The organism is Deltaproteobacteria bacterium (genome assembly GCA_020848905.1).
Classification (GTDB): domain Bacteria; phylum Myxococcota_A; class Polyangia.
The window spans coordinates 130,071-144,991 of record JADLHG010000009.1; the positions used below are offsets into that span (position 1 = coordinate 130,071).

Sequence of the window (14,921 nt, forward strand, 5' to 3'; positions counted from 1 at the left end):
CCGCCGGACGGCCACCGAGCGAGGGGCCGGCGCAACGCGCGCCGACGCACGCGGCCGACCGACGGGAGGGAGAGGAGGGAAGACCATGATCCCACCGAACGGCCCGCAGCAGGCTGTCCGACGAAAAGCAGGCGAGACCTCGGACGAACGACGCACGGAGGTGCGCCAAGCCGCCGAGGCGGCCGTGCTCGTGATCCCGAAAGAGAACGAGAGACCGCGCTTCTGGGCCGAGGTGCGGGACATCAGCCGAGGGGGGATGTTCCTCGCCACTGAGGAGCCCATCCCCGAGGACACCGTGTTCTGGGCCAAGATCGTCCCCCGCAACGCGCCCGCCGTGCGCGCGCTCGCCCGCGTGGTGCATACCCACCATCCCAAAGGGGTCGGGTGCAGCTTCGTGGACCTTTCCAGCGCGGCGCGGCAATCCCTGGACGTGTGGCTGGGTCGCACGGGGGGCCTGCCCGCGGTGTCCGGCGTGATCGACCCCGGCGGATCGCGTTAGCCCGGCGCGTCGCGCTCGTCCTGCGTGGGGCCACCGAGTCCCCGACGATGGCCAGGCCAGCCGCCAGGCGCGGGCCTTCCAGCCGCGCCGGTGACCCGCCGCGTCGCAACAAACGTTGGTGATTTCCGTGATCTGAGTTTCGCCCGGCTACCGTCGTGCTTGGCACGGGTGTTGAAGCCCTTACCCCGTGCAACCCCTGACGGCCCAAGGAGAGCCACCGGGCATGAACGAGGTCGGGCGTGGACGGCGCGCGGCGCGCATGGGTGGACGGGCCTGGGTGACCTGGCCGATGGCCCTCCTCCTCGGGGGGCTCCTGGCGATGTCGAGGAGCTCGGCCATGCCCGAGAAGGCGACGCAGGGTAAGCGGCGCAAAGCACCGACGACGAGAGCCCGCGAGCTGGGCATCCCCTTCAACGGCACGCCCGGACGCTACAACGCCATCACCGACGTGGCCGGCATCAGTGTCGGTCACGCGACGATCCATTCCGGCAAGGGACCGAACGCCATCCGCAGCGGGGTGACCGGGATCCTCGTGCGACCGCGTGGCTCGCGGCAGCCCGTGGCGGCGGCGAGTGCGCAGCTCAACGGCAACGGCGAGATGACCGGCCTCCCCTTTCTCGAGACCGTGGGCAAGCTCTGGGGCGGGATCGCGCTGACCGAGACGCTCAGCGTCGGAGCGGTGCGGGACGCCCTCGCGCGCTATCTGCACGGCCGGTTGCGCCTGGGCTCGGAGCCTTCCGCGCTCCCCGTCGCCGCGGAGACCTGGCCGGGGATGTTGAGCGACGCGTGGGCCTCCCCCGTCACGGGCGCGCACGTGGACCAGGCGCTCGACGCCGCGAAGCCCGGGCCCGTCGAAGAAGGGGGCGTGGGCGGCGGCACCGGCTCGGTCTGCTTCCAGTACAAAGGCGGGATCGGCACGGCCTCGCGCGTGGTGGGCAAGCACACGGTGGGTGTGCTCGTGCAGACCAACTTCGGCAAGCGCGGCGACCTCCAGATCGCCGGCGTCCCCGTCGGAAAGAAGCTCACCGGCCTGAAGCCGCTCTATCCGAAGCCGGGGCGCAAGAAGGACGGGTCGATCATCGTGGTCGTGGCGACGGACGCGCCGCTGCTGCCGCATCAGCTCAAGATGGTGGCCACACGCGCGGGCCTCGGGATCGGGCAGTGCGGCGGTATCGGCCGCGCCACCTCCGGGGATCTGTTCCTCGCCTTCTCCACGGCGCCGATCAAGCGCAGCGGCGGCGTTGACCACTGGGTGGGCCTGCCCGACCTGCGCCTCGACCCGATCTACGAGGCCGTGGTGCAGGCCACCGAGGAGGCGATCCTCAACGCGCTGGTCGCCGCCAAGACGATGACCGGCCGCGACGGCAACACCGTCTATGCCATGCCGCACGACGAGGTGCAGCGCCTGCTGAAGACGGCGGGCCGACTGGTTCCGGTCGAAGACGCAGCGGGGCCGGCGAAGGGCCCGGCGACGCGCCGCAAGGCCACCGCCGTGCGAGGTTCCGCCGCGCCATGAGCCGAGCCCGGTCGGTCCCTCGCTCACCGGCACGCGCGCTCTCCCTCGCGCTCTCCGTCACGTTCTCCCTCGCGCTCCTCGGCGCAGCGTGCGGCGTCCCCGAGCCCGGTGCACGCGAGGCGGCCCGCAAGGGACCGCTCCCCGAGGACGGCGAACTCCACCGCGACGCCGGCCCGCGCCTCGACGCCGGGCGCACGCGGCCCCGCGTAGGGCACTATCCCGTCGACCGGGTGCTCTCGCCGCTCACGCCCGCGGTCGTGGCCGAGCTCCGCGCGATCGCCGCGCGCGGCGCCTGGCGCGACGACGTCTTCGCCAAGGTGGGGGACTCGCAGTCCTACAGCCGCCACTTCATGGGCTGCTTCGACGACCCGAACGAGCCGGTGGTCCTCGATCACTACGCGCACCTTGAGCCCGCGGTGACCTACTTCCGCGGCGGGGACGCCGACGGCACCTCGCCTTTCGCGCGGCGCAGCCTGGCCACCAAGATCGGGCGCACCGTCGGCTGGGCCCTGCGCGGCGCCACGCCGGCTCCCATCGAGCAGGAGCTCGCGGCGATCCACCCGCGCTACGCGCTGATCATGTACGGCACGAACGACAGCAGCTCGACCAACTTCGGTCTCTACGCGCGCGACCTGCTCGCCCTCGTCGACGGCCTCGCGCAGAAGGGCGTGGTGCCCATCGTCACCACGGTGCCGCGGCGCAAGGACAACCCGGACGCCGACGCGCGCGTGCACACCTACAACGCCGTGATGCGGGCCGTGGCCCAGCTGCGCAAGGTGCCGCTCGTCGACCTCTGGCGCGCCGTCGAGGGGATGCGCTTCGCGCTCTTTCCGGACGAAGGGATCCACCTCTACTCGTACTTCGACCCGTGCGACTTCACGCGCGTGGGCCTGAGCTACGGCCTGAACGTGCGCAACCTGCGCACGCTCGAGATCCTGGCGCAGGTGAAGGCGGTCCTCGTAGACGGCGCGGAGGGCGAGAAGGGGACGCTCGCCGTGCCCTCGGGCTCGGGAACGGTGGAGGACCCGATCCGGATCGCCACCCTGCCCTTCTCGGACGCGGGGGACGTGACCCGGGCCGGGCCGTCGCACCTCGCGGCCTATCGCTCGGCCGACGGTGTCTCGTGCTTGCCGACCCGCGTGCGCGCGGGCTCGGAGGTCGTGTATCGCTTCCAGGTCGCGGAGCGGGGCTGGGTGCGCGCGACCGCCCTCTCCCTCGGAACTACCCCGGTGAACCTGCAGCTGCTCAAGGAGACGGACGGGGGCGCGGGCGCGACGGAGGGCGGCTGCCTGCGCCAGCACGAGAGCACCGTCCGCAGCTACCTCTATCCGGGGGACTACGCGGCGGTCGTGGACAGCGACGCGGCCGGACCGGCCGGCTCGGGGGAGTACCTGTTCACCCTCGTGACGGAGCGCTGAGCGGCTGCGGGCCTCGTCAGGCTCCGGCGGGCCGGATGACGCACTGCGACTTGAACAGCTCGCCAGCGTAACGGGCCCCACAAAGGGGCTTTCCCACGGCTGTGGGCTTCAGTATGATGGGCACCTCCAAACGAACCAGGCGGTGGACCCGTGGAGGCATCCCTCCCTGATCTGTACCGTGTGCAGGAAGAGGCGCGGCGCTCTTGCGACGCCGTGATCAAGCGCGTGAACTTCGCCGCCCTGGTCGGGCACCTGCGCGACGAGGTGGACACCGACGCCGGGCCGGTCGTGACCCTCCTCGTACGCAGCGTCCCCGAGGAGGAGAGCGTGGGCGCCTCCGCGACGACGTTGCGGGATCCCGTACCGGTTGGACCGCACGACGCGGAGCTCACCGACACGCTCGGAGCGTCGGAGAGCCCGCGACATTGGCTCGACCACCTGGACGCGGAGGAGGACGAGACCGAGGCCGCGATCTACGTGGACGCGCACTACGGCCGCCCCGACGCGCTCGTCGTGCACACCACCCTCGCCACGGCCTGGGAGGGCGAGGACTTCGCGGCCGCGCTCGAGGCCGCCGCGGCGAGCGCCGCGCCGATCACCTCCGACGAGGACTGCGCCCAGATCGTAGACACCCTCGCCGGCTGGCAGGACGTCCTCGCCGAGATCTCGGTGCACTAACTTTCTCTTCTCGTTGCGTATCACCGCTCCGCGCGGTACCCCCGTCCCTATCCGCGCCACGGAGCCCGCATGAGCTCACAGCTCGTCGCCACCGTCTTCTGTCCCACCTGCGGCGTGCAGAATCTCGAGGGCGTGCCGCGCTGCACGTCGTGCGGCAGCGCGCTCGGCCGCGACCTTGACCTGGATGCCGCCACGTCAGCGCAGCCGCTGCGGTGGCGCTGGACCGGCATCTACGTCGGCGGGCTGGCCCTCCTCCTCGCGGCCGTGACCTTCACGCCCTTCGTGAAGCAGCTCTTTCTGCCGCTCGAATTCCCCTCGGCCGAGACGGTCGAGCTGATGCGCTCCGCTGGCCTGCGCAGCGCGGTGCCGATCCTGCTCAAGGGCGGACCGCTCACCATCCTGTCGCTCATCGCGCTCTTCATGCTGGCGGGAGTGGCGCTCGGAGCCGTCGCGCACCGTCGCATCTACCGCGAGCTCGCCGTGGGCGGCGCCGCGGTGGTGCTCTTCCAGTGGGTGCTCTGGATCGCCGCGGCGAGAGGTCAGGTGGGCGTGCTCTTCGGCTCCCCGCTCAGCATGGTCAGCGAGGGCGCCGTCATGCACCTGCCCGCCCCCATGTTTCTCGTCACGGTGAACATCCTCTGCCTGCTCGCCGGCGTCGGCTTCGCGCGTCTCGGCGTGCACCTCGCCGAGCAGCTCACCGAGGAGGCGCACTGCGGGGCGTGCGACGCCACCTACCGCATCACGCCCAAGCGGCCGCTCGCCTGCCCGGGCTGCGGCGTCCCCGAGCAGCGGCGCAGCGTGGACTGGACCTGGGCCGCGCCAGCCGTCGGCGGCACGCTGGTGCTCTTCTTCCTGCTCGTGCGCCTCGGAGGGCCTCCCCTCGGCTTCTACTGGCGCTGCGACTTCGACCATCCCTCGGCGAGCTGCAAGACCGGGATCGACACCTTCAACCGCGCGCAGTGGGAGCGCTCCGACGCCTACTTCTACTGGCACACGGCACCGAAACACCCGGGAGGCGCGCACCCGGGGGTCATTCTCCACAACCTGAAGTACGTCGGCTTCAGCGCGCCGCTCTTTCTCCTCGCCCCCTTCCTCCTCTCCTGGCGGGGGCGGCGGGCGCGCGCGCGCACGGCCGTGGCGGCGCTGCTCGGGAGCTGGGCCGGCGCGACGCTCGTGGCCATGTCGCTCCTCGGGTTTGCGCAGTTCGAGGGGATCTTCCTCGTCTCGCTCCGGCTGCACCTCTTGGCCGCCGTCCCCTGGGGCGTGGCCGGCCTCTTCGGCATCTGGCTCGGACGCAAGCTCTCCCCGGAGCTCCTCGATCCGGGCGAGGAGCCCTGAGCGCGCCGCGCGAACCCTCGCATCTTCGAAGGAGGCTCGGAAAACGAGAGGGCGCCTCGGCCCGCCCACGGGACCCACCTGCCGGCAAGGCGGCGCCGGCGCGTAGGATCCGCCTCCCACGATCGATGGCACGACCGCTGCACTGCGGCTCCGCACCACTGGAGGAGGGGTCGTCATGTCTACGAGCAGGTGCCTGCACAGCCGTGGAGCTTTCGTCGCCGCGGCCGTGATGATCGTTGCGCTCGGTTGCGCGTCGCGCGCGTTCGCCCGCGGGGCGCACGGCGAAGAACGCCGGAACCAGTCGCCGGCCGAGGCGCTCAAGGAGCGCATCTTCAGCGCGAAGATCGATCTCATCGGGCACGCGGGCCAGGGGCGCGCGGCCGTGAAGGCTTACTCGCTGCGCGTCTTCGCGGGGCTCGTCGGCCTCGAGCTGAAGGCCGGCGTGGCGCACGTGATCACCGACCAGGGCAAGCTGCAGAAGAAGGTCTTCGTCGGCGCGAAGGGGCTGGCCGGAGTCGGCTTCGGCGTCCTCGGCGCGAAGGAGCAGCTCAAGAGCCCCGGCTCGACGAAGTCGCGCGACGGCTTCCCGGTGGTCGAGTACGGCGGCGGCCTCGGGCTCGCCATGGGCCGCGGCGTCGCGACCGGCAACACCCAGGTGGACTGGCGCTCGCCCGGCGGCATCGAGCCGATGGTCGAGGGGTACGGACTGATGGCGGCCGCGTTCGTCTCGGGCGGCCTGAACCTGAAGGTGCCCGTCTCCCGCCAGCGCGAGGTGCCGCACCTGCTGCAGGGCGAAGCGCTGCTCGGGCAGGCCGAGGCGGCGCTGCGGGCCGGCAACCTCGCCCGCGCGGGCGAGCTCGTGGGTCAGGTGGAGCAGGCCGTGAACACCGCGCGCCAGTTCTTCGAGGCGCCGCTCAAGTAGCCGGCTACGCCCCTCCTCCTCCCCCCGCGCACGCCCCTCCTCCCGTTCGGGCTGCTCCTCTGCTAGACCTTAGGGGCGCACGGAGGAGGCCTTCATGATCGACTACGCCAAGCTCGAGAGTGCCATCGGACTCAACTGGTACGCCGTCGACCCGAATCTGCGGCTGCAGCTCGAGCGGCACGTCCCCGCCGAAGACCTGGCCTGGGCCGAGGAGAAGGTGGCCGCGATGGGGGGGCTCATCGGCGGCCCGATAGCGCGCAACGCCGAGGCGATCGACAAGGGACCGGCGCAGCTCGTGCGCTGGGACCGTAACGGCGAGGAGGTGAACCAGGTCATCCATCCCCCGGCGAGTCTCGACACGAAGCGACGCCTCTGGAAGGCGGGCTTCCTCGGGCTGCCGTATACCGAGGAGGTGCAGCGCCGCGGCCGCCCCGTCCCCGCGCCCCTCACCGTGGCCTACCACTACCTGCTCAGCCAGGCGGACACCGGGATGCTCTGCGGCACCGGCATGACCACCGGCGCGCTGCAGATGATCGAGGAGTTCGGCAACGAGGCCACGAAGGCGCGCTTCGCCCCGCGACTGAAGGCGCTCGATTACGACGAGGGGCTCGACGGCTCGATGTTCCTCACCGAGCGCGTCGGCGGCTCGGACCTCTCCACCGTCGAGACCACCGCTCGCTTCGACGGCGCGAACTGGCGCATCAACGGGTTCAAGTGGTTCTGCTCGAACGTGGACGGCCGCGTGGCGATCGTGCTCGCGCGCCCCGAGGGGGGAAAGCCGGGGATCAAGGGCCTCGCCGTCTTCGCCGTGCCGCGCTTTCTCGACGGCAACCGGATGAACGGGCTGCACATCCGGCGCATCAAGGACAAGCTCGGCACGCGGTCGGTGCCGACGGGCGAGGTGGACTTCGTGGAGGCCGTGGGCTACCTGCTCGCCGGCGCCGAGGGGAACGCGCTCGACGGGCGCGGAATCAACCGCATGATGAGCTTCGTCACCGAGTCGCGCATCTCCGTGGCGGCGATGGGGGCGGGGATCGCGCGGCGCGCCTTCCTCGAGGCGGCGATCTACGCGGCCCAGCGCGAGGTGTTCGGGCGACGGCTGGTCGACCACGGCATGGCCCGCGAGATGCTCATGCGACTGCTCGTCGGGAGCGAAGGGGCGGCGGCGCTGCTCTTCAAGACGGGCGCGCAGGTGCTCGAAGGGTGGAAGCCGCTCGCCGGACGGGAGCCGCTGCTCCGGCTGCTCGTGCCGCTCACCAAGCTCCGGTGCGCGCGGCGCGGGCTCAACGCGGCGGTGGACGCGCTCGAGATGTACGGCGGCAACGGCTTCATCGAGGACTGGCCGCTCGCGCGGCAGCTTCGCGACGCGCAGGCGCACACCGTGTGGGAGGGGACCGAGAACATCCTGGCCCTCGACGTGCTGCGAGCCATCACCAAGGACCGCGCCCACGAGGCGGGGCTCGCGCTCGTCGAGCAGGTGCTGGCGCGCGCGACCGACCCATTGCTCCGGCGGAGCCGCGAGGCGGTGGCGAAGGCGGCGGGCGAGGTCCGCGAGGCGCTCGGCTTCATCGCGCAGAGCGACGCGGAGCTGGTCCGCACGCGGGCGCGCCGCTTCGCCACCTACTTCGCGGATCTGCTCGAAGGGACGCTGCTCCTCGACGAGGCGAGGTGGGAGCTGGAGACGCACGGGTCGGCGCGCAAGGCACTCGTGGCCGACTGGTTTGCGCGGGAGCAGCTCACGCCCGAGCGGTGCCGGGGGATCTGTTCGCGAGACGCGACGCTCGAGGAGCTCTTCTTGCCGGTGCTGCGCTATGAGCGCATCGCTCCGGCGGAAGCAGCGGGGCAGCTCACGGGGCGCGCGTAAGTTACAGAGGGGAGGATGTCGGCAGGAGCGCGGAGGCCGAAACGGCTACTTCACCTCTTCCCAGGGGATGGCCCTGGTCCACGGGAGCGCGCCTTCCATATGCGTGGCCTTGCCGGCGACGATGCGCGTGTCGAAGCCTTCCTCGGTCTTGTATCCGTCCGTCCAGAAGGCGTAGGGGCGCTCGTAGGTCTTGCCGCCAAACGTCGCCTTCACCGTGAAGAAGATGCTGGTCGAAGGCTTGTAGCGGAACCCGCCCCCCGGGGAGTCCGTCTCGCGCTGGATCTCGATCAGGGTCGCCTTCACCTTTGGGCGACCGCCGGGGACCGCTCCCGAGCTCTTCTGGGCCAGACTGGAGAAGCGGAACTGGAAGTCCTGCTTCGCGGCGCGCTCGATCGTCCAGCGCTGGAAGGTCGTCACGGCGCGGGTGAACCAGTTCGCTCTGTAGATCGTCTTCTCCGCGGCGCTCGCGGTGCCGGCGAAGAGGCCGAGGCAGCAAGCGGCGAATAGGGTCTGCATGGCGAAGCGCTTCATGGCGTGCTCCTGTGCTCGTCGTTGTGGATGACGAAGAGGATAGGTAGCAAGCGGAGGGCCAGGATCCGCTGCTAAAGACCACCGCAAAATCGGCTATCTGGCCGTCGCGACGGTCTGGCTGACGGGGCTGCCGCCCGGCGGGCGTGGTCAAGGACGCATCCGGCCAGGTGGCCGACCGAGTCTATTCCCGAGCCTCGGGTCGGGGGTCTCCGGCGTGGGGAGACGAGGCGGCCGCGGGATGCGCGGCGCGTTGGCCCGCGCGCCGGACGGCCAGGCGATGGGCGACGCGCTGGTCCCTATGGTGCTGGGCGCGGAGCTCGCGCACGTAGGTGTCGTAGTCGCCGAGCAGCACGCGCAGGGTGTCCTTGAGCCCGTGCTCCGGGTTGCCGCTCTCGCGCTTGAGCCGCTGGTGGTAGCGCAGCGCCACGCCGAGGGTGAAGCCGTTGTCCATCACGGGGCCGCTGAGCAAGATGGCCGCGGCGACGAGGGCCGGAGAGAGCCCGAGCGAGAGGATGGGGATCATCTTCAGGTTGTCGAAGATGAGGTTCTTGCCGATCCAGTAGGCGAGGGGGCCCTTGCCCTGCTGGAGCATCCAGCGCGAAGGAAAGGTCGCGGCGGCGAGCAGGTTCAGGCGAAAGAAGCGCCCCTCGGTCGGGGGCTTTGGGGGTTCGATCGCTTTGCCTGTAATTCGCGCTTTCAGCTCCATCCAGTGGGAGAGAGCGGAGATGAGCGTCATGCGCTGCAGGCGCTTGAGGGAGCGCACCGTGGCCCGCAGGTCGGGGCGTCGGATGAGGCGCCAGGGCCGCAGCCAGGCGGCGGTTCGCCCCCCTCCCGGCGCGGGCGCGAGCTCCGGGCGGCGCCCGGGGAGCAAGCCCGCCAGCCGGCTCTGGGGACGCTTGTCGCCAGTCGCATTCGGGCTCTGGCTCGGCTCGGGAGCGGGCCCACGGGCATGCAGGGCCGCGGGATCCATGAGGACCCCCGCCAAAAGGAAGACGACCAGGCCGACGCGGGCCCTGGGGCTGTGCCACTGCATGGGACCTGGCTAGTGCAAGGGGCGATCCACTCAGAACAGGGGTCTCGCCGAGAGGCGAGCTACTCGGGCCAGAGGTCTCGCCAGGTCCGGGGCGAAGCCGACGAGCGCGCCTCGGACCCGCCGAGGAGCTCGCCGCCCACTGGCTCGCCACCGAGGAGCTCGCGCGAGAGGAGCACGTTCTCGAGCGCGGTCTCGGCGAGCACCTGCCCGCAGGCCTCGACGATCGCGGCCGCGTCGAGCTGCTGGTCGGCGTAGACCTCGGCGGGACGGCCGCACTTGCTCGGCTTGCGCACGCCGAGCGCGAGCTGGCGAACTCCGACGAGGCTGCCCAGGTTGTCGAGCAGCCCGACCTCTCCGTCGGCCACCGAGACGATGGGTATGCGTCGCCCGGCGACGAGGATCAGGTCGGCGCGCGTCGCGAGCTGCGGCGACCCGGCCACCTCGACGTGGCGCCGCAGGTGGAGGTCGCCCGTCACGCCCAGGCCCTCGCGCATGTGGCGATAGCCGTCTCGCGCAGCGAGGGTCCCGGCGAGCAGGTCGGGCGAGGTCACGACGAAGACGTTGGCGTAGATCCCCCGCGCGAGAAGCGCGTCGGAGGCCTTGAGCGCCTCGCTGGCCATCCCGCCGAGCGCGAAGAGGTGCACCACGTTCTCGCCGGGCTCGTAGCCGGCGTAGCCCCGGTAGTCCACGAGCGCGTAGGCTCCGGCCAGCACGTCGCGCCGGAGCGTGGCGAGGAGCTCCGCTGCGGGGAGCGGGGCCACCGTGCGTTCGTCGAGGGCGCCCGGATGCGGAGCGAAGCCCGCGGGGAGCAGCGCCGCGCCCGCGGGGAGCTCGGCCTTGAAGCGCTGCTGTCTCCCGAGACGCGCGAGGAGCTCGTCCTGCCGGAGAGCGCGGGTGATGCACCGGATGAGCACGCCGCAGCGGCCCTGGTTCTCCCCCGAGAAGTGCCGCGCGATCGCGTCGGAGAGGATCCAGTCCACCTCCAGCGCGAAGCACGGCTCCCAGGAGATCAGGTTCGGAAATTGAATGTCCGACTTCCACGAATGCTGCGCCCCCTCGGCGGAGAGGGTGACGCCCGACGGCGTCCCGACCAGGATGAAGCTCGAGCCCCAGTAGAGGTCGTAGAAGAGCTGGTCGTAGGCCCGCTTGATGAAGAAGTCGTAGATCGAGAGGACGGGAAGAAACGGCAGCCCGAGCGCCTCGCCGAGCTTGCCGAAGGCCCCCATCGCCGAGACCGCGTTGGCCTCGGTGATGTCGAAGCGCAGGTGCCGGCTGCGCCGCGTCTCGGCCGGCGAGAGCGCGGGGCGGCGCGGCTCGTGCGCGGCGAACGCCGCCTCGGGGTCCTCGCGCGGCGCGGGGGCGTAGACCTTGCCGTCCAGGATCGGGTTCAGGTTGGTCGAGGTCCCGACGTCCGGAGAGAGCGTGAGCAGAAAGGATGCGGCCGCGGCCCAGGCGCGTTCGTCGTCGGGCAGGCGCGCGCCGTTCTCGCCTGGAGTGCCGAGGCGCACGAGCTTGGCGAGGAGCTGGCCCATGACCCACTGGGTGTGGATCTGCGGCACGAGCTTGAGGTTCACGCCGACCGTCTCGGGGAGCGTCGCCCCCGCGCTCTCGGCGATGGCGCGGCGCACGCGCGTGCGGTTGCGCTCGGCCAGGGCCCACGCCCCCTCGAGCTCGGCGCGGAGCTCGGCCCCGCGCGCGGCGAGAAAGTCGCCCTCGGCTGAGCCCGCCGGGAAGGGCTCGAAGGGGTCGGCCGGCGAGAGGCCCTCCTTCGCGAGGAGCGCGGCGTAGTCCTCCGCGTCGGGGAGAGCCGAGTGGTTGCCGGGAGCGGCGGCGAGGCCGAGGCCCCAGCCTTTGAGCGTGTGCGCGAGGACGAGCGTGGGTGTGGCCCCGCCCGCGCGGCACCCGGCGAGCGTCTCGACCAGCGACGGGAGGTCGTGCCCGCCGAGGTCGGCGAGCAGCGCCTGGACCTCCGCGTCGGGAAGCGCTCCGAGGAGCCCTTCGAGCTCGGGGGCCTTGCCGAGGAACACGCGCCGGCTGAGCGCGCCATCCTTCTTGTAGAGCAGGAGCTGGAGCTCGGCGTCGTCGAAGCCGGCCTCGAGCAGCGCGCGCAGGCGGTCGCCTCCCGGCCGCGAGAAGGCCTCGCGCCGCAAGGGTCCGTGCCGGAGCTGCACCACGCGCCAGCCGTTGGCCCGCGCCGCCTTCTCCACCCGGTCGGCGTCGGTGCCGCCGAGGCCCGCGCGGTTCACGAAGCGCACCCCGTCCAGGCTCTGCCGGTTGTAGTCCACGATCCAGGTCAGGTTGCCGAGCCCGCGCTCGGCCGCCTCGGGGAGCGCCTCCCAGAGGGACCCCTCGCGGAGCTCCGCGTCGCCGACGAGCGCCCAGAAGTGCGCCCCCTCGGCCACCTCGTGCCCGTGGTGCGCGGCGTACCGGTGGCCGAGCGCCGAGTAGAGCGCCACGACCGGCGGGATGCCCACCGAGCCCGCCGGGAAGAGGTGGTGCGCGTCGGGGTCGCTCGGGGCGTGATAGGACTGGTAGACCGCTTCGCCGCGCGCGGGAAACTGACGCAGGCGCTCCATGGCCCCCCGCGCCTCCTCGGCGGAGAACCAGCGCCTCGTGTTGGGGTCGCGCCCGAGCCCGAGGAGATAGAGCAGCGCGTGGTCCGCGGGAGAGGCGTGCGGCTTGCTGGCGATCCAGTCGGCCCCCCGGCGCACGAAGAGGTGCAGCGCCGCGAGGAGGTGCAGGCTCGAGGCCGCGGCGGCCGGGTGTCCCCCCACCTTCGGGTCCCCCTCCTCGGTCGGTCGCTCGTTGGCGCGCACGATCATCGCGGTGGAGAGCGCGAGCGCGCGCCGGGCCACGCGGTCAGCCAACTTGAGGGTTGCAATGCTCGGCGAATTGGTGTTTGTCACGTTACCGGCTCGCAGGTCCGAAGGGTCCCAAGGGTCACGCCGCCCACGCCCGAGCAGCCTTCCGCCCCGCTTTCGCGAAAAGTGGGGCGGCGGCGCATCCGGGCTGGAAATGCCGGGCGGCGGGCCCCAAGATAGCCCGAAGCTCGGCGCCCGCAACAACCGGATTGTGGCGCGCGAGCGTGGCGGGAGGGAGGAGTGCACCGCGCCGGTCGAGGAGAGGAGTCTTCGATGAACAAGCTGTCCGACGCCATGCAGCTCTGGAGCGTCAAGGACGCCCGCGAGCTCTACAACATCGTGAACTGGGGCCTGTCCTTCTTCGACATCAACGAGAAGGGCAACGTCACCGCGCGCCCCCGAGGACACGAAGGGCAGGAGATCGACCTGCAGGAGCTCGTGCAGGCGCTGCAGCGGCGCGGGATCCAGCTTCCGATCCTCATCCGCTTCTCCGACATCCTGCGCACCCGCATCGAGCAGCTCAACGAGGCCTTCCGCCGCGCCATCGGCGAGTACGGCTACAAGGGGACCTACTCGGGCGTCTTCCCGATCAAGGTGAACCAGCAGCGCCAGGTGGTGGAGCAGATCCTGCACTACGGCGAGCGCTACAGCTACGGGCTCGAGGCCGGCAGCAAGCCGGAGCTCTGGGCCGTGCTCGCGATGGTGGAGAGCCAGGACCGGCTCATCGTCTGCAACGGCTACAAGGACGCCGAGTACATCGAGATGGTCTGCCTCGGCACCAAGATGGGCAAGACCATCATCCCCGTGGTGGAGAAGTTCACCGAGGCGCAGCTGATCATCAATGCGGCGCGGCGCCTCGGCGTGCGGCCGATCATCGGCGTGCGGGCCAAGCTCTCGAGCCGCGGCTCGGGCAAGTGGCAGGAGAGCGCGGGCGAGCGCAGCAAGTTCGGCCTGAACATCACCGAGATGCTGAACCTCATCGAGCTCCTCCGCGAGGCGGAGATGCTCGACTGCCTGCAGCTCCTGCACTTCCACCTGGGCAGCCAGATCACGAACATCCGCTCCATCCGGGAGGGGATGGCCGAGGCCGCGCGGCTCTTCACCGAGCTCTACACGCTCGGCGCCAACATGCGCTACCTCGACGTGGGCGGCGGGCTGGCCGTGGACTATGACGGCAGCCAGACCAACTACGTCAGCTCCTCGAACTACACCCTGCAGGAGTACGCGAACGACATCGTCTCGACGCTGCTCGACGTGTGCGAGAAGGAGGGGGTGCCGCACCCGGTGATCGTGAGCGAGTCAGGTCGCGCCGTAACGGCCCACCACAGCATGCTGGTCTTCAACGTGCTCGGCTCGCACAGCTTCGGAGCGGTCGAGGTGCCGAAGGAGCTGCCGGCCGACGCCCCCGACGTGCTGCAGGCCCTGCACGAGGCCTACCGCAACGTGAACAAGAAGAACTTCCAGGAGCTCTATCACGACACGCTCGACTACCGGGACAAGGCGATCAGCCTCTTCAACTTCGGCCTGCTCGATCTGAAGACGCGGGCGCTGGCGGAGAACATCGCGCACGCCACGGTGCAGAAGATCCTGGGCATGCTCTACGATCGCAAGTACGTCCCCGACGAGCTCGAGGGGCTGCAGAAGGCGCTCGCCGACACCTACTTCTGCAACTTCTCCATGTTCCAGTCGGTGCCGGACTTCTGGATGGTGCAGCAGCTCTTCCCGGTGATGCCGATCCATCGGCTGGACAAGGAGCCCACGCGGCGCGCGGTGCTCTGCGACATCACCTGCGACTCCGACGGCAAGCTGGACAAGTTCATCGACCTGCACGACGAGAAGGACACGCTCGAGCTGCACTATCCGAACGGCGAGCCCTATTACCTCGGGATCTTCCTGCTCGGCGCCTATCAGGAGATCCTCGGCGATCTGCACAACCTGTTCGGCGACACGAACGCGGTGCACGTGCGCCTCACCGACGACGGGTACGAGATCGAGCACTTCGTGCGCGGCGACACGATCCAGCAGGTCCTCTCGTACGTGCAGTGGCAGACGGACGACCTGGTCTCGAACGTACGGCGTCAGGCCGAGACGGCCGTGAAGGCCGGGCGCATGACCCTCGAGGAGTCGGGGCAGCTCATGAAGCGCTACGAGCAGGGCCTGCGCGGCTACACCTACCTGGAACAGACGGGCGAGTAGCCCGATCCGGCGGCTGGAGTTACGGCCGCCGGCTCCCCGACCTCCCGCCTCGACGGCGCCTTCCC

General features: G+C 70.9%; 11 protein-coding genes. 8 read left to right on the plus strand and 3 right to left on the minus strand.

Annotated features, from left to right (window positions below):
• Positions 1-85 precede the first annotated feature (85 nt).
• From IT371_05735 to IT371_05765, 7 genes are all read left to right on the plus strand, one after another.
• Positions 86-499, plus strand: coding sequence for a PilZ domain-containing protein (locus tag IT371_05735; GenBank protein MCC6747140.1), 414 nt, complete (start codon positions 86-88; stop codon positions 497-499).
• Positions 500-758: 259 nt separating this feature from the next.
• On the plus strand, positions 759-2,015 hold the full coding sequence (locus IT371_05740) for a P1 family peptidase (protein ID MCC6747141.1): 1,257 nt from the start codon (positions 759-761) through the stop codon (positions 2,013-2,015).
• Positions 2,012-3,433: an SGNH/GDSL hydrolase family protein gene (locus tag IT371_05745; GenBank protein ID MCC6747142.1), complete on the plus strand. Its 1,422-nt coding sequence runs from the start codon at positions 2,012-2,014 to the stop codon at positions 3,431-3,433. The genes IT371_05740 and IT371_05745 overlap by 4 nt, the downstream gene beginning before the upstream one ends.
• Positions 3,434-3,583: 150 nt before the next feature.
• Entirely contained in the window at positions 3,584-4,111 is a 528-nt protein-coding gene (locus IT371_05750; protein ID MCC6747143.1) for a hypothetical protein, read from the plus strand.
• A 69-nt stretch (positions 4,112-4,180) separates the two neighbouring features.
• Complete coding sequence (locus IT371_05755; protein MCC6747144.1) at positions 4,181-5,449, plus strand: hypothetical protein; 1,269 nt, start codon at positions 4,181-4,183, stop codon at positions 5,447-5,449.
• A 175-nt stretch (positions 5,450-5,624) separates the two neighbouring features.
• Positions 5,625-6,371, plus strand: a complete 747-nt coding sequence (locus IT371_05760; GenBank protein MCC6747145.1) for a hypothetical protein — start codon at positions 5,625-5,627, stop codon at positions 6,369-6,371.
• A 94-nt stretch (positions 6,372-6,465) separates the two neighbouring features.
• Positions 6,466-8,235 (plus strand): acyl-CoA dehydrogenase family protein, encoded by a 1,770-nt coding sequence (locus tag IT371_05765; protein MCC6747146.1) that lies wholly within the window; start codon positions 6,466-6,468, stop codon positions 8,233-8,235.
• A 45-nt stretch (positions 8,236-8,280) separates the two neighbouring features.
• On the opposite strand, the gene IT371_05770 is transcribed toward IT371_05765, so the two are convergent.
• The 3 genes from IT371_05770 to IT371_05780 all read right to left on the minus strand — a co-directional run bounded on the left by IT371_05770 (position 8,281) and on the right by IT371_05780 (position 12,654).
• Positions 8,281-8,766 carry a hypothetical protein gene (locus tag IT371_05770; GenBank protein ID MCC6747147.1) on the minus strand — a complete coding sequence of 162 codons (486 nt, stop codon included), beginning with the start codon at positions 8,764-8,766 and terminating at the stop codon, positions 8,281-8,283.
• A 181-nt stretch (positions 8,767-8,947) separates the two neighbouring features.
• Complete coding sequence (locus IT371_05775; GenBank protein MCC6747148.1) at positions 8,948-9,799, minus strand: hypothetical protein; 852 nt, start codon at positions 9,797-9,799, stop codon at positions 8,948-8,950.
• Positions 9,800-9,858: 59 nt separating this feature from the next.
• Entirely contained in the window at positions 9,859-12,654 is a 2,796-nt protein-coding gene (locus IT371_05780; protein MCC6747149.1) for a pyruvate dehydrogenase, read from the minus strand.
• A gap of 279 nt (positions 12,655-12,933) precedes the next feature.
• Between IT371_05780 and speA the strand changes: the two genes are divergently transcribed.
• A complete protein-coding gene (gene speA, locus IT371_05785) occupies positions 12,934-14,856 on the plus strand; it encodes a biosynthetic arginine decarboxylase (GenBank protein MCC6747150.1) in 1,923 nt (640 codons plus the stop codon).
• The last annotated feature ends 65 nt before the right edge of the window (positions 14,857-14,921 follow it).

Excerpts from the sequence above, each read along its gene's own strand:
- IT371_05745 (MCC6747142.1), top strand. The coding sequence starts at position 2,012 with ATGAGCCGAGCCCGGTCGGTCCCTCGCTCACCGGCACGCGCGCTCTCC.
- IT371_05740 (MCC6747141.1), top strand. The coding sequence starts at position 759 with ATGGGTGGACGGGCCTGGGTGACCTGGCCGATGGCCCTCCTCCTCGGG.
- IT371_05735 (MCC6747140.1), top strand. The coding sequence starts at position 86 with ATGATCCCACCGAACGGCCCGCAGCAGGCTGTCCGACGAAAAGCAGGC.
- IT371_05765 (MCC6747146.1), top strand. The coding sequence starts at position 6,466 with ATGATCGACTACGCCAAGCTCGAGAGTGCCATCGGACTCAACTGGTAC.
- IT371_05760 (MCC6747145.1), top strand. The coding sequence starts at position 5,625 with ATGTCTACGAGCAGGTGCCTGCACAGCCGTGGAGCTTTCGTCGCCGCG.
- IT371_05770 (MCC6747147.1), bottom strand. The coding sequence starts at position 8,766 with ATGAAGCGCTTCGCCATGCAGACCCTATTCGCCGCTTGCTGCCTCGGC.
- IT371_05755 (MCC6747144.1), top strand. The coding sequence starts at position 4,181 with ATGAGCTCACAGCTCGTCGCCACCGTCTTCTGTCCCACCTGCGGCGTG.
- speA (MCC6747150.1), top strand. The coding sequence starts at position 12,934 with ATGAACAAGCTGTCCGACGCCATGCAGCTCTGGAGCGTCAAGGACGCC.
- IT371_05775 (MCC6747148.1), bottom strand. The coding sequence starts at position 9,799 with ATGCAGTGGCACAGCCCCAGGGCCCGCGTCGGCCTGGTCGTCTTCCTT.